22 protein-coding genes are annotated in these 20,717 nt (G+C 70.5%); 15 read left to right on the forward strand and 7 right to left on the reverse strand.

Annotation, left to right across the window (positions count from 1 at the left end):
- The first annotated feature begins 272 nt into the window (after positions 1–272).
- From ACWDR3_RS04860 to ACWDR3_RS04890, 7 genes are all read left to right on the forward strand, one after another.
- Positions 273–809: a DUF2617 family protein gene (locus ACWDR3_RS04860; protein ID WP_450350832.1), complete on the forward strand. Its 537-nt coding sequence runs from the start codon at positions 273–275 to the stop codon at positions 807–809.
- Positions 810–900: 91 nt separating this feature from the next.
- Positions 901–2,544, forward strand: a complete 1,644-nt coding sequence (locus ACWDR3_RS04865) for a polyamine aminopropyltransferase (RefSeq protein ID WP_450350834.1) — start codon at positions 901–903, stop codon at positions 2,542–2,544.
- A 215-nt stretch (positions 2,545–2,759) separates the two neighbouring features.
- Positions 2,760–3,572: an SRPBCC family protein gene (locus tag ACWDR3_RS04870; RefSeq protein WP_450350836.1), complete on the forward strand. Its 813-nt coding sequence runs from the start codon at positions 2,760–2,762 to the stop codon at positions 3,570–3,572.
- Positions 3,573–3,669: 97 nt separating this feature from the next.
- On the forward strand, positions 3,670–4,458 hold the full coding sequence (locus ACWDR3_RS04875; RefSeq protein ID WP_450350837.1) for an aldose epimerase family protein: 789 nt from the start codon (positions 3,670–3,672) through the stop codon (positions 4,456–4,458).
- Positions 4,459–4,468: 10 nt separating this feature from the next.
- On the forward strand, positions 4,469–5,017 hold the full coding sequence (gene pyrE, locus ACWDR3_RS04880) for an orotate phosphoribosyltransferase (RefSeq protein ID WP_402357258.1): 549 nt from the start codon (positions 4,469–4,471) through the stop codon (positions 5,015–5,017).
- A gap of 119 nt (positions 5,018–5,136) precedes the next feature.
- The gene (fbaA, locus tag ACWDR3_RS04885; protein WP_123998749.1) at positions 5,137–6,168 is read left to right on the forward strand and encodes a class II fructose-bisphosphate aldolase; all 1,032 of its coding nucleotides are present in this window, start codon (positions 5,137–5,139) and stop codon (positions 6,166–6,168) included.
- A gap of 124 nt (positions 6,169–6,292) precedes the next feature.
- The gene (locus ACWDR3_RS04890) at positions 6,293–7,759 is read left to right on the forward strand and encodes an MFS transporter (RefSeq protein WP_450350839.1); all 1,467 of its coding nucleotides are present in this window, start codon (positions 6,293–6,295) and stop codon (positions 7,757–7,759) included.
- A gap of 19 nt (positions 7,760–7,778) precedes the next feature.
- Here the strand turns inward: ACWDR3_RS04890 and ACWDR3_RS04895 are convergent, their stop codons facing one another.
- Positions 7,779–8,198 (reverse strand): DUF3151 domain-containing protein, encoded by a 420-nt coding sequence (locus ACWDR3_RS04895; protein ID WP_450350840.1) that lies wholly within the window; start codon positions 8,196–8,198, stop codon positions 7,779–7,781.
- Positions 8,199–8,334: 136 nt separating this feature from the next.
- Between ACWDR3_RS04895 and ACWDR3_RS04900 the strand changes: the two genes are divergently transcribed.
- The 6 genes from ACWDR3_RS04900 (at position 8,335) to ACWDR3_RS04925 (ending at position 14,471) form a co-directional block, all read left to right on the forward strand.
- Positions 8,335–9,174 carry a tryptophan 2,3-dioxygenase family protein gene (locus ACWDR3_RS04900; RefSeq protein WP_450350842.1) on the forward strand — a complete coding sequence of 280 codons (840 nt, stop codon included), beginning with the start codon at positions 8,335–8,337 and terminating at the stop codon, positions 9,172–9,174.
- Positions 9,167–10,369: a kynureninase gene (gene kynU, locus ACWDR3_RS04905; RefSeq protein WP_450350843.1), complete on the forward strand. Its 1,203-nt coding sequence runs from the start codon at positions 9,167–9,169 to the stop codon at positions 10,367–10,369. The genes ACWDR3_RS04900 and kynU overlap by 8 nt, the downstream gene beginning before the upstream one ends.
- 201 nt (positions 10,370–10,570) lie before the next feature.
- The gene (locus ACWDR3_RS04910; protein WP_450350845.1) at positions 10,571–11,455 is read left to right on the forward strand and encodes an alpha/beta hydrolase family protein; all 885 of its coding nucleotides are present in this window, start codon (positions 10,571–10,573) and stop codon (positions 11,453–11,455) included.
- 145 nt (positions 11,456–11,600) lie between these two features.
- Positions 11,601–12,953, forward strand: coding sequence for a sensor histidine kinase (locus ACWDR3_RS04915; protein ID WP_450350847.1), 1,353 nt, complete (start codon positions 11,601–11,603; stop codon positions 12,951–12,953).
- Positions 12,950–13,615, forward strand: a complete 666-nt coding sequence (locus ACWDR3_RS04920) for a response regulator (protein WP_450350848.1) — start codon at positions 12,950–12,952, stop codon at positions 13,613–13,615. Before ACWDR3_RS04915 ends, ACWDR3_RS04920 begins: the two co-directional genes overlap by 4 nt.
- A 181-nt stretch (positions 13,616–13,796) precedes the next feature.
- On the forward strand, positions 13,797–14,471 hold the full coding sequence (locus ACWDR3_RS04925) for a PH domain-containing protein (RefSeq protein ID WP_450350849.1): 675 nt from the start codon (positions 13,797–13,799) through the stop codon (positions 14,469–14,471).
- A gap of 15 nt (positions 14,472–14,486) precedes the next feature.
- Here ACWDR3_RS04925 and ACWDR3_RS04930 read toward each other — a convergent pair whose 3' ends face one another.
- Both ACWDR3_RS04930 and ACWDR3_RS04935 read right to left on the reverse strand, forming a co-directional pair.
- Positions 14,487–15,329: a GntR family transcriptional regulator gene (locus ACWDR3_RS04930; RefSeq protein WP_450350851.1), complete on the reverse strand. Its 843-nt coding sequence runs from the start codon at positions 15,327–15,329 to the stop codon at positions 14,487–14,489.
- 427 nt (positions 15,330–15,756) lie between these two features.
- Positions 15,757–16,179: an ATP-binding protein gene (locus tag ACWDR3_RS04935; RefSeq protein ID WP_450350852.1), complete on the reverse strand. Its 423-nt coding sequence runs from the start codon at positions 16,177–16,179 to the stop codon at positions 15,757–15,759.
- 217 nt (positions 16,180–16,396) lie between these two features.
- On the opposite strand from ACWDR3_RS04935, the gene ACWDR3_RS04940 reads away from it, so the two are divergent.
- Both ACWDR3_RS04940 and ACWDR3_RS04945 read left to right on the forward strand, forming a co-directional pair.
- Positions 16,397–17,248 (forward strand): helix-turn-helix domain-containing protein, encoded by an 852-nt coding sequence (locus ACWDR3_RS04940; RefSeq protein ID WP_450350854.1) that lies wholly within the window; start codon positions 16,397–16,399, stop codon positions 17,246–17,248.
- Positions 17,248–17,433: a DUF397 domain-containing protein gene (locus ACWDR3_RS04945; RefSeq protein WP_450350856.1), complete on the forward strand. Its 186-nt coding sequence runs from the start codon at positions 17,248–17,250 to the stop codon at positions 17,431–17,433. The genes ACWDR3_RS04940 and ACWDR3_RS04945 overlap by 1 nt, the downstream gene beginning before the upstream one ends.
- Here the strand turns inward: ACWDR3_RS04945 and ACWDR3_RS04950 are convergent.
- The 4 genes from ACWDR3_RS04950 to ACWDR3_RS04965 form a co-directional block, all read right to left on the reverse strand.
- The gene (locus ACWDR3_RS04950) at positions 17,418–17,822 is read right to left on the reverse strand and encodes a nuclear transport factor 2 family protein (RefSeq protein WP_450350858.1); all 405 of its coding nucleotides are present in this window, start codon (positions 17,820–17,822) and stop codon (positions 17,418–17,420) included. The genes ACWDR3_RS04945 and ACWDR3_RS04950 overlap by 16 nt on opposite strands.
- Before the next feature lie 33 nt (positions 17,823–17,855).
- On the reverse strand, positions 17,856–19,142 hold the full coding sequence (locus ACWDR3_RS04955; protein WP_450350860.1) for a hypothetical protein: 1,287 nt from the start codon (positions 19,140–19,142) through the stop codon (positions 17,856–17,858).
- 187 nt (positions 19,143–19,329) lie between these two features.
- Positions 19,330–19,986 carry a hypothetical protein gene (locus tag ACWDR3_RS04960; protein WP_450350861.1) on the reverse strand — a complete coding sequence of 219 codons (657 nt, stop codon included), beginning with the start codon at positions 19,984–19,986 and terminating at the stop codon, positions 19,330–19,332.
- A 65-nt stretch (positions 19,987–20,051) separates the two neighbouring features.
- A complete protein-coding gene (locus tag ACWDR3_RS04965) occupies positions 20,052–20,459 on the reverse strand; it encodes a hypothetical protein (RefSeq protein ID WP_450350863.1) in 408 nt (135 codons plus the stop codon).
- Positions 20,460–20,717 lie beyond the last annotated feature (258 nt).

Consider the following 20,717-nt stretch of genomic DNA (forward strand, 5'->3'; position numbering starts at 1 on the left):
GCCACGGCCGCCGTGGCGCACGCCGTGGTTGAACAGTTGAGCTGTGGAGCCCTCTGAGGGATGGAAACCCCACGAAGTTGGGTAAAAACGCTGTGGCGGCGCCACCGTTCATGATTCCCTCTAAAACACCAACGCAGCCCCTCGGACGTCCTGCACACACACCTTCCGATGATCCGACTGGGTTGACCGGGCCGATCTCCCGGTACCGACCGGGGTGCGCCGGACCACACCTCCTCACCTCCCTTTTCTTTGCGTGCTAGCGGAGCCGATCCATGCTCACGACCCTGAACACCTCGTACACAGACACGCGCGCGGCCGACCTCGCCTGGGCCCTGGGGCGGGAGCCGCTCCCCGCCCTCGCCACGCTCGACCTCGAACTGGCCGGGGCGAAGCTGCAGTTGAGACTCCTCGGAGCGTCCCACCAGGTGCTCCTGGAAGAGGAGCGGGGCAGTTGTTCGGAGACGGTGGCGTGCATCCCCGGCAGCAGCACCCCGCTGCCGCTGGGCGTCGCCAAGCGGGTGGGCGACTGGGAGTACGAGTTCGCGGCCCGTGTCGAGCTGCTCTCGCCGGGCTCCTTCGCGGGCCGCGCACAGGAGTTGCTCGCCCTGGTCGCCGACCATCCCAACGGCCTTGCGGGCGTCTTCCCCGGCAGCCCGCACGCGTTCACCGCCCTGCTGGCCCAGCGCCAGGGCGGCCAGGTGCACTGGCGGACCTGGCACGCGTACCCGCAGGACGGGCAGTTGGTGGCGACCCGGACCAGGGTCGGCGTACGGATCCAGGTGCCGCAGCTCAGTCCGTCCGGCGTTTGACGCATTTCCGCCTCGTGTCGGGCGTTTGGGGCGCCAGATCCACACGTGTGGGTGACGAAGCGTGACTCCGCTGTGACGTAACGTCGCAGTCGTGATCGAACCGCACGCACCGGCCCCGCCCGGCTCCCCGCCTCCCTGGCCCGGCCCCGCGCCGCTGCCGGTGCGGCCGGGCACCGGACGGTTCCTGGTCCTCGCGTGCGTCTTCGTCTGCGCGGCCTGCGGACTGGTCTACGAACTCGAACTGGTCGCGCTCGCCTCGTACTTGATCGGCGACTCGGTCACCCAGGCCTCCGTCGTGCTGTCCGTCATGGTGTTCGCCATGGGCATCGGCTCGCTCGCCGCGAAGAAGCTGCGCTGGCACGCCGCGGCCGGCTTCGGCGCGATCGAGGCGACACTCGCGCTGGTCGGCGGCTGCAGCGCGATGGCCCTGTACGCCGTGTTCGCGTGGACCGGCGGCTGGGGCGGGCTGTGGGCGAGCGGGCCGCGCTGGCTGCTGGTCGCCTTCTCGCTCGCCATAGGCCTGTTGATCGGCGCCGAGGTCCCGCTGCTGATGGAGCTGATCCAGCGCGTCCGGCGGCAGGACGCGGGCGGCGCGGTGGCCGACCTGTTCGCCGCGGACTACGTCGGCGCGCTCGTCGGCGGCCTGGCCTTTCCCTTCCTTCTCCTGCCCCTGCTCGGCCAGTTGACCGGCGTCCTGATCACCGGCACGGTCAACGCGATCGCCGGCTGCGCCCTCGTCCTCGGCCTGTTCCGGCGCGATCTCACGCGCCGCGCCCGGTGGTTGCTGGTGATCGCCAACGTCGCCGTGCTCGGCCTCCTCGCCTCCGCCGCCGTCCTGGTCGACGACTTCGAACGGGCCGCGCGCGAAGCGGTGTACGGCGACAACGTCCGCGTGGCGGTGCAGACCGGCACCCAGGAGGTCGTCCTCACCGGCGGCACCCACGGCCGCCCCCTCGACCTCTTCCTCGACGGCCGTCTCCGGGTCAGCGGACGCGACGAACGCCGGTACCACGAGGCTCTCGTCCACCCCGCGATGAACGGCCCCCACGCGCGCGTGCTCATCCTCGGCGGCGGCGACGGGCTCGCCGCCCGCGAGGTGCTCGACCATCCCGGCGTCCGACGCGTGGACATCGTCGAACTCGACGCCGGAGTCGTCCGGTTGGCCCGCACCGACCCGGCGCTCGCCCGTCTCAACGACCACGTCTACGACGACCCACGCGTCCACGAGACGACCCAGGACGCCTTCCGCTGGCTGCGGGTGGCTCCGCCGGGGACGTACGACGTGGTGATCTGTGATCTGCCCGATCCGGGGATCACCGCGAGCACGAAGCTGTATTCGCAGGAGTTCTACGGTCTGGCGCGGCGGGCGATGGCTCCCGGCGCACGGCTCGTCGTGCATGCCGGGCCGGTGGCCAGCCGCCCGCGCGTCTTCTGGACGGTCGACGCGACGGTGCGTTCCGCGGGGCTGCGGACGGTTCCTTATCGCGTCGGGGGCCGGGATTCGGGGTTCGCGGCGGGGCCCGACCGGGCGGCGAGCGGTGCGGTTCGGGCGCCGCGGGACTGGGGGTTCGTTCTGGCGGGGGTGGGGGTGCAGCGGCTCGGGCTGGATCCGGGGGCGCCGCGGCCGAGGACGTTGACGGTGGGTCGGTTGGCGGCGGACGCGGTGGCCGCGGGGCGGACGCGGGTCGGGGGGTTGCGGGCGTCGACGTTGGTGGATCCGAGGTACGCGGAGTGAGTTTTCCTCGCCCCCGCCGCCCCTACCCGTCCCATCCTTCTGGGGCTCCGCCCCAGGCCCCGCTCCTCAAACGCCGGAGGGGCTGGATCGGGCGGGGGCAGCCGGATTGTGGACGGACGCGGGCGGTGGCCGCCACAGCGACGGCGACACGAGCGCCGGGTACTTTTCAGGCAACGTGGGTCCAGTCTCCGTGCACCCCGGTACTCTCGGCCCACATGGAGCATGAGGTGTTCGTTCCGGTTCCCCCCGCCCACCTGCGGGACGCCCTCGCCGACCCCGCACGCGTGGCCCGCGCGGTTCCCGGACTTCAGCAGGACGCCGGTGCGGCCCCCGTGAGCGGCCGGCTCAAAGTGCGCGTCGGCAGCCACTCCGTCACCTACCGCGGCACCGTACGCGTAACCGCTCAGGACGACGGTACGTACACCGCCGAGGGCGACGCCTCCGAGGCGCGTGGCACGGGCTCGGTCAAACTCGCCCTCACCTTCCGGGTGTTGGAGGCCGACGGCGGCTCCACCCTCGCGGTCGAGGGCACCGCCACGGCCGACGGCCGCCTGATGGAACTGCCCGCGGACTCGGTCACCGCGGCGGCGACCCGGCTGCTGGACCGCTTCGCGGAGAACCTGGGTACGACGGTGACGGCACCGGAGGAGACCCCCGAACCGTCCGTCCTCGACACCGAGGTCCCGCCACCGGCGCTCGATCCCGTCGCCGAGATCGACGACCTCCTCCCGGCACCGGACCTGACCCCGGAACCGGACGAGACCCCTGATCTGACTCCGGCCCCGGACCCCGCGGAGATCTACGCCGAACCCACCGAACCCCCCGCCGAAGCCGCGCACGCGCGCCGCACGATGATCGGGCGCAGTGCGGAAGAGGTCGACCACGCCCCACCCCGTGGTCGCTACGCCCCCGTACCGGCCCCGCAGACCATCTCCCCCGGCTCCCCGCTCCGTTGGGCGGCCCCGGCGGCGGCGCTCGCGCTGGCGTCGGCGATCGTCGTGACGCGAGCTCTCCGCAAGCGTCGCTGAGCCACGAACCGCCCTGATCGCGCCGAACCTCCCCACAGTCCAAGTGGTCTGCACCACCGCCGCCGGTCGCCCCGGATCTCCCCAGTACTGTCATCCCGTGAGCAACGAAGACATCACGCTGACCGCGGGCGACGCGGAGGTGACCGTGCAGCCGGGCAACGGCGGCCGGGTGGGCGGGCTTCGCGTCGGGGGCGTCGAACTGCTGCGCCAGGGCGAGAGGTTCGGCTGTTTCCCGATGGTGCCCTGGTGCGGTCGGATCAGGGACGGCCGGTTCCGCAACGGCGGCACCGTCCACCAGATGCCCCTCAACTCCCCGCCGCACGCCATCCACGGCACCGTCCGCGACGGCGCCTGGCGCGTGGCCCGCAAGGAAGCCGACGCGGCCGTCATCACGTACGACCTGGTGGAGCCCTGGCCCTGGCCCGGGCGGGTCACCCATCAGCTGGACCTCACGCCGGACTCCCTCACGCTGACCATGGCGGTGGAGGCGCACGACTCCTCCTTCCCGGCGCAGATCGGCTGGCACCCGTGGTTCAACCGGAACCTGGGTGGTGAGGACGTGCGGGTCGACTTCGCGCCCGCCTGGCAGGAGGAGCGCGGGGACGACCATCTGCCCACCGGCAACCGCATCGAGCCGAAGCCCGGGCCCTGGGACGACTGTTTCGGGATGCCCGGTGGCGTCGACGTCACGCTGACCTGGCCGGGGGAGCTGGAGCTGAAGGTGGCCAGCCCGGAGGAATGGGTCGTCGTGTACGACGAGCAGGAGGCCGCCGTGTGCGTGGAGCCGCAGACCGGGCCGCCCGACGGGCTGAACAGCCTGCCCCGGCTGGTCACCCCGCTGGAGCCGCTCGAAGCCACGATGACCTGGGCCTGGCGCCGCCTCTAAGCTGGCCGGTATGACGGACGTACGTGGCGCGCTGCTGCAGCAGATCAAGGACAAGGCCGTGGTGCACGGCAAGGTGACCCTGTCGTCGGGGCTGGAGGCGGACTACTACGTCGACCTCCGCCGCGTCACCCTCGACGGCGAGGCCGCCCCGCTGGTCGGTCAGGTGCTGCTGGACCTGACCGCCGAGCTGGACTTCGACGCGGTGGGCGGGCTGACCATGGGCGCCGACCCGGTCGCGGGCGCGATCCTGCACGCGGCCGCCGCGCGGGGGAAGCGGGTCGACGCCTTCGTCGTACGCAAGGCGGCCAAGGCGCACGGGATGCAGCGGCGGGTCGAAGGCCCCGACATCGCGGGCCGGCGGGTGGTGGTCGTCGAGGACACCTCCACCACCGGCGAGTCCCCGCTGACCGCCGTCGAGGCGGTGCGTGAGGCGGGTGCGGAGGTCGTGGCGGTGGTGACGATCGTGGACCGCGCGACCGGCGCCGCGGAGAAGATCGAGAAGGGCGCGGGGGTGCCGTACTTGTACGCGTACTCCAAGGACGACCTGGGCCTGGACTGACCGGGCCGCCCGTCTGGAAAGATGGGCACGACGATGACGTCACTCCCGAGGTCTAGGTCAGGGCCGTAGGACGCAGCAGCACTTAGTACGCCAACCCGCACATACCAAGGAGCGGACAGATGCCCATCGCAACCCCCGAGGTCTACAACGAGATGCTCGACCGGGCGAAGGCAGGCAAGTTCGCCTACCCGGCCATCAATGTCACCTCGACCCAGACCCTGCACGCGGCGCTGCGCGGCTTCGCGGAGGCGGAGAGCGACGGCATCGTCCAGATCTCCACGGGTGGCGCCGAGTTCCTGGGCGGCCAGTACAGCAAGGAGATGGTGACGGGCTCGGTCGCGCTGGCCGAGTTCGCGCACATCGTCGCCGAGAAGTACCCGGTGACCGTCGCGCTGCACACCGACCACTGCCCCAAGGACAAGCTCGACGGGTACGTACGCCCGCTGCTCGCCGTCTCCGAGGAGCGCGTGAAGGCCGGCGGCAACCCGCTGTTCCAGTCGCACATGTGGGACGGCTCGGCCGAGACCCTCTCCGACAACCTCGCCATCGCGCAGGAGCTGCTGGCCCGCGCCGCCGCCGCGAAGATCATCCTCGAGGTCGAGATCACCCCGACCGGCGGCGAGGAGGACGGCGTCTCGCACGAGATCAACGACAACCTCTACACCACCGTCGAGGACGCGATCCGTACGGTCGAGGCGCTGGGCCTGGGCGAGAAGGGCCGCTACCTGCTGGCCGCCTCCTTCGGCAACGTGCACGGCGTGTACAAGCCGGGCAACGTCGTCCTGCGTCCCGAGCTGCTCAAGGAGCTGAACGAGGGCGTCGCCGCCAAGTACGGTCAGCCGGCCGGCAGCAAGCCGTTCAACTTCGTCTTCCACGGCGGCTCCGGCTCCACGGAGGAGGAGATCGCCACCGCGCTGGAGAACGGCGTGGTGAAGATGAACCTCGACACCGACACCCAGTACGCGTTCACGCGCCCGGTCGCGGACCACATGTTCCGCAACTACGACGGTGTCCTGAAGGTCGACGGCGAGGTCGGCTCCAAGAAGACCTACGACCCGCGCACCTGGGGCAAGCTCGCCGAGGCGAGCATGGCCAAGCGCGTGACCGAGGCCTGCGGCAACCTGCGGTCGACGGGTACGAAGATCAAGTAACCGGCGCTTTTCCGGATACGAGGATCAAGTAGCCCGCGCTTTCCGGATACGGAGATCGAGTAACCGGCACTTCACCACGAGCCCGGCGCTGTCTACGGCGCCGGGCTCGCTGTATACCTAGGGCATGTCCGATGTGCGGCTGGCCTCGCCCCAAGGCAAGTGGATCCTGCTCACCACCGTGCTCGGCTCCAGCATGGCCATGGTGGACTCGACCGTCGTCAATGTCGCCCTGCCCCGCATCGGCCGCGATCTGGACGCCGATCTGGCCGCGCTGCAGTGGACGGTCAACGCGTACATGCTCACGCTGGCCGGTCTGATCCTGCTCGGCGGTTCCCTCGGCGACCACTACGGGCGGCGCAAGATCTTCGTGATCGGTGTCGTCTGGTTCGCGACCGCCTCCCTGCTGTGCGGTCTGGCGCCGAACGTCGCCACCCTGGTCGCCGCACGCGCCCTCCAGGGCATCGGCGGCGCCCTCCTCACACCGGGCTCCCTCGCCCTCATCCAGGCGTCCTTCCACCCCGACGACCGGGCCAGGGCGGTCGGTCTGTGGTCCGGCTTCGGTGGCGTCGGCGCGGCCGTGGGTCCGTTCCTGGGCGGCTGGCTGGTGGACGGGCCCGGCTGGCGCTGGGTCTTCCTGATCAACGTGCCGCTGGCCCTGCTCTGCGCGCCGATCGCGGTCCGCCATGTGCCGGAGTCGATGGACGGCCGCAGCCACGGGCGCTTCGACGTGCTCGGCGCGGCCTTGGGCGCGCTGGCGCTGGCGCTGGTGACGTACGCGCTGATCGAGGCCCGCGAGGGGTCGGTCGTCGTGGTCCTCACGGCGGTCGCCGGTCTCGCGGCGGGCGTCGCCTTCGTGCTCGTGGAGCGGCGCAGCCCGGATCCGATGATGCCGCTGGACATCTTCGGCTCCCGCCAGTTCACGGCCGTCAACGTGGTGACCCTCTGCGTCTACGCGGGCTTCAGCGGCTTCTTCTTCCTGGCCGCCCTCGAACTCCAGGTCGCGGTCGGCTGGTCGGCCCTGGCCGCCGGTACGGCGCTGCTGCCCACGACCATCCTGATGCTGCTGCTCTCCGCCCGCTCGGGCGCCCTCGCCGACCGCATCGGGCCGCGCATCCCGCTCACGGTGGGCCCGCTGCTGTGCGGGGCGGGCATGCTGCTGATGCTGCGGGTGGGGCCGGGCGCCTCGTACTTCGCGGACGTCCTGCCGGCCCTGCTGGTCCTGGGCCTGGGCATGGTCACCCTGGTCGCCCCGCTGACCGCCACGGTGCTGGCGTCGGTCGACGTGGCGCGGGCGGGCCTGGCCAGCGGCATCAACAACGCGGCGGCCCGCGCGGCCGGCCTGATCGCGGTCGCCGCGCTGCCGCTGCTGGCCGGCATGGGCCCGGAGGCCTACCGCTCGGCGAACGCCTTCGACGACGCCTTCCACACCGCGATGCTGCTGTGCGCGGGAGTCCTGGCGGTCGGCGCGGTGATCGCCTTCGCGACCGTCCGCCGCCCACCGCCGGACTGCCGCCGCCCGGAATGCCGTACGCACGGCAATGTGATGGCACCGCCGCTGGAGGCGGACCGGAACGCGGGGAAGATTTCCTGACGGGGCTTTCGGGCTCCGGTCAGCCCAGCAGCTCCGCGAAGGCCTGCGGGTCGCTGTCGCGCAGGAACTGGCGGCAGCGGTCCGACTCCTCCTTCTCGTCGATCGCCTCGGCGGCGCGGGCGAGGGCGGCGAGGCAGCGCAGGAAGCCCTGGTTGGGGGCGTGGGTCCAGGGAATCGGGCCATGCCCCTTCCAGCCGTTGCGGCGCAGGGCGTCAAGACCGCGGTGGTAGCCGGTACGGGCGTACGCGTAGGACTCGATCACCCGGCCGCCCGCGAACGCGTCCTCGGCGAGCAGCGCCCAGGCGAGCGAGAAGGTCGGGTGCTGCGCGGCGACCTCGGCGGGCGCGAGGGACTCCTCGTCCAGCAGCCGGTAGGCCGCCTCGTCCGCGGGCAGGAGCGTGGGGTCGGGGCCGCCGAGCAGGTTCGTGTGGGTGGTCATGGGGGAAGTCTGCCACCGCCGCGGGGTGGGGTTGCCGGGGTGGGGGGCGATTGTGGAGGATGCGGGTGGGGACCGGGGCCCCCGTGTCGGCATCGGCAGGGGCGGACCGCTACCCGGAGCACAACAGGAGACAGCGATGTCCCACGAGGCTCAGGAAGCTCAGGAGCCCGAGGCCCCGCATCTCGACTTCCAGGGGACGACCCCGTACGAGGACTACGTCCAGGCGGATGTCCTCACCCACCTCCAGCAGACCCGGTCCGACGATCCCGGCGAGATGGTCTTCCTGGTCACCACCCAGGTGATGGAGCTGTGGTTCACCGTCATCGTGCACGAGTGGGAGACCGCCGCGCGGGCCCTGCGCGAGGACCGGGTGCCGGTCGCGGTCGACGCGCTGAAACGTTCCGTACGGGAACTGGAGGCGCTGAACGCCTCCTGGCGGCCGCTCGGCCAGCTCACGCCTGCCCAGTTCAACTCCTACCGGGCCGCCCTCGGCGAGGGCTCCGGCTTCCAGTCGGCGATGTACCGGCGCATGGAGTTCCTGCTCGGCGAGAAGTCCGGGTCCATGCTCGTCCCGCACCGGGGCGCACCCCGCGTCCACGCCGAACTGGAGAAGGCCCTGCACGAGCCGAGCCTGTACGACGAGGTGCTGCGGCTGCTCGACCGGCGCGGGCACGCGGTCCCGGAGGCGGTGCTGGAGCGGGACGTGTCGCTGCGCTACGAGCCCTCGCCCGAGGTCGAGGCCGTGTGGACCGATCTGTACGCGGGCGACCCCGGTGACGAACTCGCCCGGCTGGGCGAGGCGTTGACCGATGTCGCCGAACTGGTGTGGCGCTGGCGCAACGACCATCTCGTCGCCACCCGGCGCGCGATGGGCGCGAAGACCGGGACCGGCGGCTCCGCCGGAGTGGCCTGGCTGGAGAAGCGGGCGCAGAAGAACGTGTTCCCCGAGCTGTGGACGGCGAGGTCCCATGTCTGAGGTCACGGAGAACGACGAGAAGAGCGAGAAGGCCGCGAAGCTGGATTCCGGTGACGAACTCGCCGGTGTGCGGGCGCGGTTCGTCCTCGATGATGTGGTCTATCTCGACGGGAACTCCCTCGGTGCTCTGCCCGTCGCCGTCCCCGGGCGCGTCGAGGACGTCGTCCGGCGGCAGTGGGGTGAGCTGCGGATCCGGTCGTGGGACGAGAGCGGGTGGTGGACCGCGCCCGAGCGGATCGGTGACCGGATCGCCCCGCTGGTCGGGGCGGCGGCCGGGCAGATCGTGGTCGGCGACTCGACAAGTGTCAACGTTTTCAAGGCGGTTGTCGCGGCCGTGCGGATGGCGGGGGAGGGGCGGGACGAGATCGTCGTCGACGCGACGACCTTCCCCACGGACGGGTACATCGCCGAGTCGGCGGCCCGGATGACGGGTTGTACGGTGCGGCCGGTGACCCCGGCCGAGGTGCCGGCGGTGCTGGGCGACCGTACCGCCGCCGTGCTGCTCAACCACGTCGACTACCGCACCGGGCGGCTGCACGACCTGCCCGCGCTGACGGCCGCGGTGCACGCGGCGGGCGCGGTGTCGGTCTGGGACCTGTGCCACAGCGCGGGCGCGCTGCCGGTGGGGCTCGACGAGCACGGGGTCGATCTCGCGATCGGCTGCACCTACAAGTACCTGAACGGCGGCCCGGGTTCACCCGCGTACCTGTATGTGCGCGCCGACCTCCAGGACCGTTTCGACTCACCGCTTCCCGGCTGGAACTCGCACGTCGAGCCGTTCGGCATGCGTGGTGACTACGTGCCGGCCGAGGGCGCCCTGCGCGGTCGGGTCGGTACCCCGGACATCCTCTCCATGCTCGCCCTGGAGGCGGCGCTTGAGGTCTGGGACGGCGTCCCGATCGAGGCCGTGCGGGCCAAGTCCCTTGCCCTGACGGACTTCTTCCTGGAGTGCGTGGCCGCGTACGCGCCCCACGGGCGGGTGGAGTCGCTGACGCCGGTCGCGCACGCGGAGCGCGGGAGCCAGGTGGCGCTGCGCTGCCCGGACGCCGGTGACGTGATGAAGCGGCTGATCGAGCGGGGTGTGGTGGGCGACTTCCGGCATCCCGACGTACTCCGTTTCGGTTTCACGCCGTTGTACGTCGGTTTCGCCGATGTCGAGCGGGCGGCAAGGGTGTTGGGGGAGGTGCTCGGGTAACGCGCGCTCCACCTCTCGGCGACGCGGTGAGGGTCCGGTACAGAACCGTTTATCCCTCACCGTGCGTGACATCCGCGTGTCCACGCACGTCACGGGCCTGGTAGCGTCCCCGCCAACGGCCTGTTTCGTACGTGGTCCGCGAAATCCTCCCCCAGTGCCGAAAGCCTGGGAGGTATCCCATCGTCGCTGAGAGGTTGGAGCATGCCGGACGACGCCGCAGCATCCCGGGCCGCCGCGGAAGAGGAGTCGGCCTTCTCGCACCCGGCCGTCGACCCCGACTCCACCGGCACGTACGGCGACCACCCCGATCAGGTGATCGACTTCTACGCCCCGCGTGCCGAGCAGATCCCCGGCGTACCCGCCCCGTTGGTCGTCGCGCTGCACGGCGGCGCCTGGCGGGCCCCCTACGACCGCCGTCATCTCTCGCCCTTCGCGGACTTCCTGGCCCGCCGGGGCTTCGCGGTGGCCAGCGTCGAGTACCGGCGCGGGGGCGTGCTCCCGGCGCAGGGCGGCGCGGGGCCGGTCGCCGGGCGGTGGCCGGACACCTTCGACGACATCGCCGCCGCGCTGGACGCGCTGCCCGGGCTGGTCCGTACGGCGCTGCCGCAGGCCGACCCGCGCCGTACCGTCCTTGTCGGTCACTCGGCGGGCGGTCACCTCGCGCTGTGGGCCGCGTCCCGGCACGTGCTGCCGGCCGACGCCCCCTGGCGGACCGGCGGCCCCGCCGCGCTGCGCGGAGTCGTCGCCCTCGCGCCGATCGCCGACTTCGAGGTCGCCGAGAAGCTGGATGTCTGCGGCAACGCCTCGCTCCAACTCCTGGGCGGCGAGGAGCACTTCGCGGAACGGCGACCGTATGCCGACCCCGCCCTCCTGCTCCCCACCGGCATCGCGACCACGCTGGTCCAGGGCCGCAGCGACCTCGTCGTCCCGCAGGCGGTCTCCGAGGCGTACGCCGACGCGGCGGCGAAGGCCGGTGAGGTGGTGGGCCTCACGCTTCTTGAGGACGTGGGCCACTTCCCGCTGATCGACCCGGCGGCGGACGCGTGCGCGGTGGTGGCGGAGGAGATCGCGCAGCTGGCGTTCTGAGCCGGGCCGCACGTCGGGCCGGCACACGTCAGGGGCGGCGCCCGGTACCCACGTACAGGATGAGCCCGTAGTACCTGAGACGGAGGGCGCAGGACCCTCCTCACTGGTGACGACCGGGGCGCGGGGCCCGCCTACGTTTGTTCTCGTGACCGAGACGACCCAGACGCAGACGAAGATGCCGGGCGGGGCGGCGGCGCGCAGCCCCGAGTTCCGGCTGGCCGCGGACGCCTTGCGGGGGCTGCGGCAGGACCTGTTCCACGACGCCTTCGCCTTCCGCCCGCTGGCCCGCTCCGCCGCCGACGGCCCGCTGACCCGCCGCCTCAGGGGCCGGGCGCGGGAGTACGCGGCCTGGAGCCCGCACGCCCTGATCCTCGCGATCGGCCTGGTCGCGATGTTGATCGCGACGGGCGAAGGCATCCGCGGGCCGGTCACCAACCTGTTCCTCGGCCTGCTCACCCTGGTGCCGGTGCTGCTGACCATGGTGCGGCCGGTCGGCGCGTTCTGGCTGTCCATGGCCGCGACCCCGGTCGCCACCATGCTGGGCAACGAGTGGGACGACGACTGGCCGTGGCTGGCGGGCAGCTTCGTCTGCCACCTGGCCGTGCTCACGATCGTCGCGATACGTACCCGGCCGCGCACGGCCGCCTGGATGTGGGCGCTGACCGCGGTGTACGGCATCGGCGTCGGCACCTTCGTCGGCGGCCACGCCTTCGGCTCGGACACCCCGCCGATGCTGTTCCTGTCCGCCGTGATCCTGCTCGGCGTCGCCGTCTGGCAGATCCGCCGCGAGGCCCGGCAGGAGGTGACCGCGCAGCGGACGGTGACCGCGCACGAGCGCTCCCGGCGCACGCTGCTCGAAGAGCGCACGACGATCGCCCGCGAGCTGCACGACGTGGTCGCCCACCACATGTCAGTGGTCGCCATCCAGGCCGAGGCCGCGCCCTACCGGGTGGAGAACCCGCCGCCGGAACTGGAGCGCGCGTTCGTCACGATCAGGGAGAACGCGGTGGCGGCCCTGACCGAACTCCGCCGCGTCCTGGGCGTCGTACGGGCCGAGGACTACGAGGCGCCGGACGCCCCGCAGCCCACCCTCGCCGAACTCGACGGCCTGCTCGCCAACGTGCGCGACGCGGGACTGTCGGTCGAGAAGGTCGTCACCGGCGCGGTGCGCGAACTCCCGCAGGGCGTCGAGCTGTCGGCGTACCGGATCGTCCAGGAGGCGTTGAGCAACAGCCTGCGGCACGCGCCGGGCGCGAGCGCGCGGGTGGAGATCGGATACGTCCTCGGCGGGCTCGGCGTGCGGATCGTCAACGCTCCGCCGCCCGCGCCCTCCCTGGTCAAACCGTCGCCCGGGGCCGGTCACGGCATCACGGGTATGCGCGAGCGCGTCTCCATGCTGAACGGCGAGATGACGGCGGGCGCGACGGCCGACGGGGGCTACGAGGTGGCGGTGTACCTGCCGGTGCCGGCCGCCGATCCGGGTGAGGGGGCGGCATGACCATCCGCGTCGTGATCGCGGACGACCAGATGATGGTCCGCGAGGGCTTCTCGGTGCTGTTGAACGCCATGCCGGACATCGAGGTCGTCGGCGAGGCGGTGAACGGCCGCGAGGCGGTGCGGCGGGTGCGTGAACTCGCCCCGGACATCGTCCTGATGGACATCCGCATGCCCGAACTGAACGGCATCGAGGCGACGAAGGAGATCGTGGCGGCGGACGCGACGGCGAAGGTCCTGGTCCTGACGACCTTCGACCTCGACGAGTACGTCTACCAGGCGCTGCGCGCGGGTGCCTCCGGCTTCCTCCTCAAGGACGCCTCGGCCCACCAACTCGCCGAGGGCGTAAGGGTGGTGGCCTCCGGCGAGGCGCTCCTGGCCCCCTCGGTCACCCGCCGCCTGATCACCGAGTTCTCCAGACTCTCCGACACCCCTCGCCTGATGCCGTCCGCGCACGCGGCCTACGGCGACCTCACGGACCGCGAGACGGAGGTCCTGGTCCTGATCGCCCAGGGCCTGTCCAACTCCGAGATCGCCGGGCGGCTGGTGGTGGCCGAGTCGACGATCAAGACCCATGTCAGCCGGATCCTGGTGAAGTTGGGACTGCGGGACCGGACTCAGGCGGCGGTGTTCGCGTATGAGGCGCGGTTGGTCATGCCGGGGTAGGGGCGGCCTGGCGGGCAGCCGGCCGGGCCGATCCCTGACCGGTCCTCCCGGCACGTCCCAACGCACCCTCGACACAAGGGAGTTGGGACGCCACCATGGTGCCCCGGCGATCGCCGGTACGGGAGTGCCGCCGAGCAGGGGGTGGGTTGTGGGGTACGACTTACTGCCGCGCGAGTATCGGATGAGACGCGGCCGGATGCTCGCGTTCCTCGGCGTGATCCTCGTCGGCATGCTGACGGTCCCGCTGCCGATGCTGGCCGACGACGGCCTGTCCGCCTCGGTCGCCGTCCCCGTGGCCATCGCCTGGGTGGCGTTGATGGGGTGGCTGTTCTACGCGGCCCTGCGCTGTTCGACCACCGCGGACATCAAGGCGATCCATGCGCGCGGCATGCTCCGGCGCCGACGGCTGGCTTGGGAGGACGTCCAGGACATCAGGGCGGAGCCGACGTACGGGGACAGCGGTTCGGCGAGCGTGGTCGTGTACGTCTACGGGCGGGACGGCCGCAGGGTGCTGCTGCCGTTCGTCGACGATCAACACGTCCACGTCGAACGGGAACTGACGGTCCTGACGGAGGCCTGGCACGAACTGCGCGGCGCGGACTGGTCACCGGACTTGGAGGCGGCGGTCCTCATCGGCCGGCGCGATGTACGCCGGCAAGCCCTGTGGCTCGGCTTCGGCTGCGCGATGCTGGCGGTCATCCCGCTGACGGTGCTGATGCTGCTGCCGCTCTTCGTGGACGTGCCGGGGTGGCTGGAGTCGACTCTGGACCCGCTCGTGGTCATGGGGTTAGGGGTACCGCTCGTCTTCGCACTGACCGCGATCGCGGCGTATCGCAGCCGGTTGAGCGACAGTTGACGGGTGCGGTGGTGGTCAGGGGCTGTAGCGGACGTTCACAGACACGGTTTCCCATATGGAGTTGAACCACAGGTGGGACTGTTCGACGAATATCGTGTCGGCTGATCCGTCTCCATCCGAAGCGAAGCGTCTCTGTAGGGAAAGTTCCGTCATCAGGTCGAAGACCTGGAGCGACTGGTCGTCGATCACGTTCTCGCGGCGCGACGCCATGCAGTAGGAGAAGAGCGCTTCGGATCCATTGATCAAATAGAGCTCCATCATCGGCGTGAAGGGGACGGCACGAAATGTCACGTCCACGGCTATGCCGTGCGATGAGCGGAGCGAGAGCAGTGCCGTTCTGAGCGACTGCGCATGGGCGTTGCGCTGCATCAGCCAATGCTGATACACCAGGTCGCCGCCGGTGTCGTCCCCTTCCGCCGAGACCGGGAAGGCGAGATCTATGTCCTGGCTCGGCAGCAGAACACGAACGGAAACCCGCGCCGGATGAATTCTTCCCGCGTGTATGTCCTGAAGCGGTCTGCCTGCGGCCAGGGCCAGCGACTGGCCTGTCAGGCACAGGGCGTCGACCTCGACGTGTGGTGCGGAGAAGCCGATCGAGAGCCGGTCGGCGAGACCGACCATGGAAGTGGTCCACAGAGAACTGTCCGTGGAGTCGGTGGTATTCGTGGAATTGCTCGAAGTGGCGCTGCTTCTCAGCTCGACGAGCTTGATCCACTCACGGATGTTCGGGGCAGGCAGTTCGGCCCATTGGCACAGGAGGCGCACGACTTCGAGGAAGCGGTCGGCGTCACGCGGCGCGTGATGGCCGGTGCGCCAGTCGCTCAAGGTGGCCACCGGTACGCCGGTCTCCTTCTGCACGCGGAGCAGGGTCACGTTGTTTCCCGTGACGGCCCGACGAGCACGCGCGGCATCCCATAAGTCGGAGAACGCTCTCATCGTCGGTGACGCCATACGTTGCCCCCGCCTCAACCCCACTGCCTTCGAGTCGGAGTTACGACTCGGAACCGAGTGTAGAAGTCCGGAATCCGGACCGTCACGACATCTGTGGTGCCAACTCGCCGGCACCCCTCCAATGGGCAACAAGCAGCGTGACGTCGCTGCTCCGCGCTCCGCTCGGCATCCCAGGGGGTTTACGTGAGCGACAGGACTCGAAATGGGCGTACTGCCCGGCGACTTGGGCGGACCGCTCTGTTCGGGGTCGTACGGGGTGTCAGTACGGCGTTGGGCAGTGCGGCGGTCGCCGGCTTCGTCTGGTGGGCGCAGAGCCGGTGAGGCAACGGGAGTCTCAGGCCGTCGCCAGTTCGCACCACACGTACTTGCCGCGGTTGCCGAACCTGGACAGGGGCTGCCAGCCCCAGAGGTCGGCGCAGGTGCGGACGAGGAGGAGACCCCGGCCGTCCTCCGCCTCGGCGAGGCCCGAGTGCTCCGCCAACTGGCGTGGGGGTGGGGGTGGTTCGGGATCCGCGTCCCATGCGCCGACCTGTAGAGCGCCGGGCGCCCACCGCACCCGTAGCGCCGCGGGGCCCTTCGTATGACGTACGGCATTGGAGACCAACTCCGCGGCGAGCAGCTCCGCGGTGTCGGCCAGGGCGATCAGGCCGTGCAGGGTGAGGACGAGGCGGACGGTACGGCGACAGACGGTGACGGCGCGGGGGTCGTTGGGGATGTGGAGGGAGTACTCCCAGGGGGCGGTTTCGGTTTCGGGCATGGCTGACTCCTGTGGGGGAGGAGGGAATTGAGGGGGAGTGACCAGTGGCAGTGCCGCGCTCGTCATGGCATGACGGGGCGGTGCGCTTCCGGTACCCGGGTGGCGCAGGGTGCTCGACGCATCACTGACGGTAGAGGAGTAATTACTCCCGTCGCAACCTGTTGGCGTAGTCTGACGCCCGAAAGAGGCATCAGAGCAGGGTTGTTGAGGAGCGTGCATGGCGCCGAGGAGTCACGCGACCGCGAGGCAGGTGCGGCTGGGCACGGAACTGCGCCGGCTGCGGGAGGCCGCAGGACTGAAGGCGCGCGAAGTGGCCGAGCTGTTGAATTCGACCTCGGCCCAGATAAGCCAGGTGGAGCTGGGACTCTCCGGGGCGAGCGAGGAGCGGGTGCGGCGGCTCGCGGCTCATTACGCCTGTACGGACGAGGCGTTGGTCGACGCCCTCGTGGCGATGGCGACCGACCGGACGCGCGGTTGGTGGGAGGAGTACCGGGGGGTGCTGCCGCCGGTTTTCCAGGACACGGCGGAGATCGAGCACCATGCCAGGTTCCTGCGCGAGGTTGTCATCACGCACGTTCCAGGCCTGTTGCAGACCGCCGATTACGCCCGCGCGGTGTACCGGTACATGATGCCCGAGCTGCCGGAGAGCGAGCTGAACCCACGGGTGGAACATCGGATGAGGCGGCATGGCGTCGTTGAGGGTGACGCTCCCGTTCCGTACGAGACGATCATCCATGAGTTCGCGCTGCGCGTTCGCGTAGCCGACCGTCAGACTTCGCTCGACCAACTCCGGGCGATCTTGGAACAGATCGAGCAGGGGCACGTCACCGTACGTGTTGTCCCCACTGATCAGGACGGTTTCGCTGGTGCTGAAGCCTCGATGATGTACGTGGGTGGCCCGATCGGGCGGTTGGACACCGCGCTCCGCGACTCCCCTACCGGGACTGCTTTCATCGATGCGGAGCCTCAGTTGAAGCAACTTCGAACGCTTCTTCATAAGGTGGAGGAGGCGTCACTCGACCCAGCGGCGTCGCGGGACCTTATCCACCGGCTGACGAAGGAACTCTGATGAACTGGCGGAAGTCCACCTACTCCGGCGGTGGCGACGGCAATACCTGCGTCGAGATAGCCACCCTCCCCACCCGCACAGCCGTCCGCGACAGTAAGTTCCCCTCTCGCGCCACCCTCTCCTTCCCCACCGCCTCCTTCTCCGCACTCGTCGATCACCTCAAGGGCGATCACTCGTCGAAGTAGGCCCTGGCGACCGCGTACGTGTCCTCGTACAGGTGGTAGCGGGTGATCCGGCCGTCCTGGACCGTGACGTGCAGGGCGAACGCCGTGTCGATGTCGCGGCCCGTTTTTCTGACCTCGGAGACCATGCGGCCCAGGAGGACCACGTCGTCGCCGTCGGAGATGACCTGGCGGAGGTCGAACTCCTTGCCCTGGACATGCGTGCCCAGCAGTTCGAAGAACGTCCGCATGCCGTCCGCCGAGTCGACGTCCGGTACCCACGGGATGCCCGGCGGGTGCGGGATCGAGAAGGACACGGAGTCGGCGAACAGGGCCGCCGCCTCCGTGCTCTTTCCCTCGGCGAGCAGGGGGAACAGTCGTTGTACGGTCTGGGCCGGTGATTCCGTCGTCATGGTGCCGACGCTACCGCCGGCCCGGCCGTTCGGTCAGAAACCGTTCAACGGGACCGAGAACAGCACCCGTTCCGGAATCGGGTCCCCGATCCAGTGCGAGTTGGCGTCCGCCGCCCACTCGGTCTGGGACCACATCTGCTGGGTGCTCCACCACAGGGACGCGCCCTCGGCATGCTGAGCCCAGCAGGCCTTTTCCGAGTCGGTGCCGCTGCAACCCCGCCACGTCGTCGTGCTGTTCCTCAGTTGCCACAGGATGCCGTGCTGGCCCCGGCCGCCGCGCGCGTCGTTGGCGTAGAAGACGTTGTCGTGCGCGAGCACCGACTGCAACCCGACCGCCTTGGTCTTGAAGGCCGCCGATGTGGTCGCCTTGCCTCCGGAGGTGACGAGCGGCATCTCACCGCCGGGCGCGGCGAGCTTGTAGCGGAAGATCCGGGCGGGCGTGCTGCCGCCGGACGAGAACCACTCGTTGGCCACGATGGTGAACGGGCTGGTGGTGCGATCCAGTGTGATCGAGGCGAAGCACGGCAGGTTGTCGGAGGTGTCCGGGTCGCAGTAGTCCGTGCCCAGGCTGTAGGAGCCGATCGCGGGCATTATGTACTGGTAGCCGTGCGCCGAGTAGCCGCCGCTGACCTTGCCGATCTCGTGGGCGTTCACCGAGGCCTGGAAGATGTGCGCCATCGAGAAGACGTACAGCGCGTTGTGGCTGTGGTCCTTGTCCCACGCCGTGACGAGGAGCTTGTCGCCGAACCAGACGATGCCGCCCACGTGGGAGCCGAACTTGGCGAAGTTGTCCCCGCCCTCGGTCGGGATCACCGGCAGCACCCAGCGGTACTTGAACGCGCTGGAGTTGTTCGCGTCGATGAACGCGAACCGCGCCAGGTGCTCGTCCTCTTCCGGCCAGACGTAGTCGTGGCTGTCGTTGTGTGCCCACGCCGAGACGATCACCTTGTTGGTGCCCCACATGCCGTCGTCGTCGGCATCGCCGGACGAGGTCAGGCCCTGCGGCAGGAACACCCTGGTGGTGTCGTCGCCGGTGTCCCAGCAGTAGGCGTTCGACGCGGCAGGCTGGACGGGCAGCGCGCCGGTCTCCGTGGCGCGGCACGACGACCTGTTCCGCATCGGGTGGTTGGCACTCTTGAGGACCTCGTCCACACCAACGCTGTCAAGGTGAGTGCCGAGCTTGCTGATCGTCGTGTCCAGCACCTGGTGCTGGGTCAACGTCAGCTTCGCCAGGTCGCTCGCCGAGGTGATGGTGGTGATCGGCCCGGGATCGTCCCCCGGCGCGGCCTGAGCCGGAGTCCCCGCCGCCATCAGCGCCATGAGGGCAACTGCCGCCGTACCGACACCTGTTCGCCACTTTCTCAATGCTTCCCCCACAGATTCCTCTGATCGAGCAAAGGCGTCATGCTGCCATGTCCATGGCGTAATCCGGGTAGTCCGCGCATAAAGGTTGAGGCAAGGGCGGGTCAGGGTGGCGTCACCATCCCGCACACCTCGACCTCCCTGTTCAGGACAGGGTGGGGAAGGAGAAGCCGACCCCGTGGCGCTTCTCCAGTTGCTCCACGGTCGGGCCCAACTTCGCTCGGAGGGCGGCGATTTCGTGGCCGTTCTCCGCGACGAACCACTCGCGCAGGGGTTCGCGGACCGCCTCCACCGGGCGCATGCAGTCGGCGTAGGCACTGGCCGGCTCGCGGTCCTCAGCCGCGAAGGCGTCGGCGTCGTCGGCCTGGCGCGCGAGTCGGCTGTCGACCAGGGCGAAGAAGTCGTCCTCGCTGCTCACCCGCAGGTCGTGCCGTCGCTCCAGGCATTCCGGCAGCTCGGCCAGCACGTGCCGCACCTGTGGCCGGGCCGCCAGTGCGTCGAGTCGGTTCCACCACTTGCTCTGCAGGGGCGAGACGAGTGCGTCGAGGCCGCGTACGGCGTCGGCCCCGGCCGCGGTGCAGCGGCGGACGACTCCGTCGTCGGAGGCGGCGCCGGGCACCGCGGAAGCGGAGTCCACGGTGGTCCGCAGGACGCTCGGCAGATCGGGGGCGGGGCCGCCGTTGAAGCCGTCGCGTTCCAGGAGGTCCAGGTCCGGCAGCGTACCGAGCCGGGGCCGGGCAGGAGGAAGTTCCGGCCGGTGTACGGATGTGCGGGATGCCGTCGACGCGCGGCGGGCCCGCATCCGGCGGCCCGGAGGCCGTCCGGTCGCTCGGACGCGGGCCGTCGGTGACGTCCGCCGTCAGGCGATCAGTCGTACGGGTTGATCGACGCGCTGGACGAGCTGCAGTTGTCGAGGGTGGTGTCGCGGCAGACCGTCACCCACAGGCTGTGGATGCCGCCCTCCAGGCTGCCCGGCAGGGCGCTCCAGGTGGCGGTGGAGCCGCAGCCGCTGGTGTTCCAGTGGTTGGGGTACTGGAAGCCCGGCACGGTGACGTAGAAGAACACCGGGTGCGCGTCGCAGGAGGTGTCGCTGAGCTTCACGTTGCGCAGGGTGAAGGACTCCGAACCGGTCCAGTCGACGGTGAGCGAGACGGACGCGCCCGTGGTGCTGGCGCTGCGCACGTCGTTGTCGGCGGCGCTGGCCGTGCCCGGCATGAATCCCAGGACCGTGGCCGCGAGGCCGGCGACGACGGCGGTGATACAGCGTTTCCTCATGGTTCCTCCGGTGGGTTCGGGCGAGTGGCGACAGGCTGTCGGCACGGCCGGGCACGGGACCAGGGGCTCCGGACGGGTTGGGACGGTGGGACGGCACCGGCGCCGTGGCCTGCGGCGTCGCGAAGCCGCTGGGAGGCCACTGGGACGATCACCGGCGGGCCGGTCACCGGGCCCGGGTGCTAGGCCGGGCCTCAGCCGGGCACCAGGCCAGGCACCGGCCAGCCACCGCGCCAAGCACCACCAGGCCGGCTACCAGGC

The sequence above is a fragment of the Streptomyces sp. NPDC001002 genome (assembly GCF_053599215.1).

Bases quoted from the DNA above. Each gene is read 5' to 3' on its own strand.
- ACWDR3_RS04860 (WP_450350832.1), top strand. From the start codon at position 273: ATGCTCACGACCCTGAACACCTCGTACACAGACACGCGCGCGGCCGAC.
- ACWDR3_RS04870 (WP_450350836.1), top strand. From the start codon at position 2,760: ATGGAGCATGAGGTGTTCGTTCCGGTTCCCCCCGCCCACCTGCGGGAC.
- pyrE (WP_402357258.1), top strand. From the start codon at position 4,469: ATGACGGACGTACGTGGCGCGCTGCTGCAGCAGATCAAGGACAAGGCC.
- fbaA (WP_123998749.1), top strand. From the start codon at position 5,137: ATGCCCATCGCAACCCCCGAGGTCTACAACGAGATGCTCGACCGGGCG.
- ACWDR3_RS04890 (WP_450350839.1), top strand. From the start codon at position 6,293: ATGTCCGATGTGCGGCTGGCCTCGCCCCAAGGCAAGTGGATCCTGCTC.
- ACWDR3_RS04895 (WP_450350840.1), bottom strand. From the start codon at position 8,198: ATGACCACCCACACGAACCTGCTCGGCGGCCCCGACCCCACGCTCCTG.
- ACWDR3_RS04900 (WP_450350842.1), top strand. From the start codon at position 8,335: ATGTCCCACGAGGCTCAGGAAGCTCAGGAGCCCGAGGCCCCGCATCTC.
- kynU (WP_450350843.1), top strand. From the start codon at position 9,167: ATGTCTGAGGTCACGGAGAACGACGAGAAGAGCGAGAAGGCCGCGAAG.
- ACWDR3_RS04910 (WP_450350845.1), top strand. From the start codon at position 10,571: ATGCCGGACGACGCCGCAGCATCCCGGGCCGCCGCGGAAGAGGAGTCG.
- ACWDR3_RS04920 (WP_450350848.1), top strand. From the start codon at position 12,950: ATGACCATCCGCGTCGTGATCGCGGACGACCAGATGATGGTCCGCGAG.
- ACWDR3_RS04925 (WP_450350849.1), top strand. From the start codon at position 13,797: ATGAGACGCGGCCGGATGCTCGCGTTCCTCGGCGTGATCCTCGTCGGC.
- ACWDR3_RS04935 (WP_450350852.1), bottom strand. From the start codon at position 16,179: ATGCCCGAAACCGAAACCGCCCCCTGGGAGTACTCCCTCCACATCCCC.
- ACWDR3_RS04940 (WP_450350854.1), top strand. From the start codon at position 16,397: ATGGCGCCGAGGAGTCACGCGACCGCGAGGCAGGTGCGGCTGGGCACG.
- ACWDR3_RS04945 (WP_450350856.1), top strand. From the start codon at position 17,248: ATGAACTGGCGGAAGTCCACCTACTCCGGCGGTGGCGACGGCAATACC.
- ACWDR3_RS04950 (WP_450350858.1), bottom strand. From the start codon at position 17,822: ATGACGACGGAATCACCGGCCCAGACCGTACAACGACTGTTCCCCCTG.
- ACWDR3_RS04955 (WP_450350860.1), bottom strand. From the start codon at position 19,142: ATGGCGCTGATGGCGGCGGGGACTCCGGCTCAGGCCGCGCCGGGGGAC.
- ACWDR3_RS04960 (WP_450350861.1), bottom strand. From the start codon at position 19,986: ATGCGGGCCCGCCGCGCGTCGACGGCATCCCGCACATCCGTACACCGG.
- ACWDR3_RS04965 (WP_450350863.1), bottom strand. From the start codon at position 20,459: ATGAGGAAACGCTGTATCACCGCCGTCGTCGCCGGCCTCGCGGCCACG.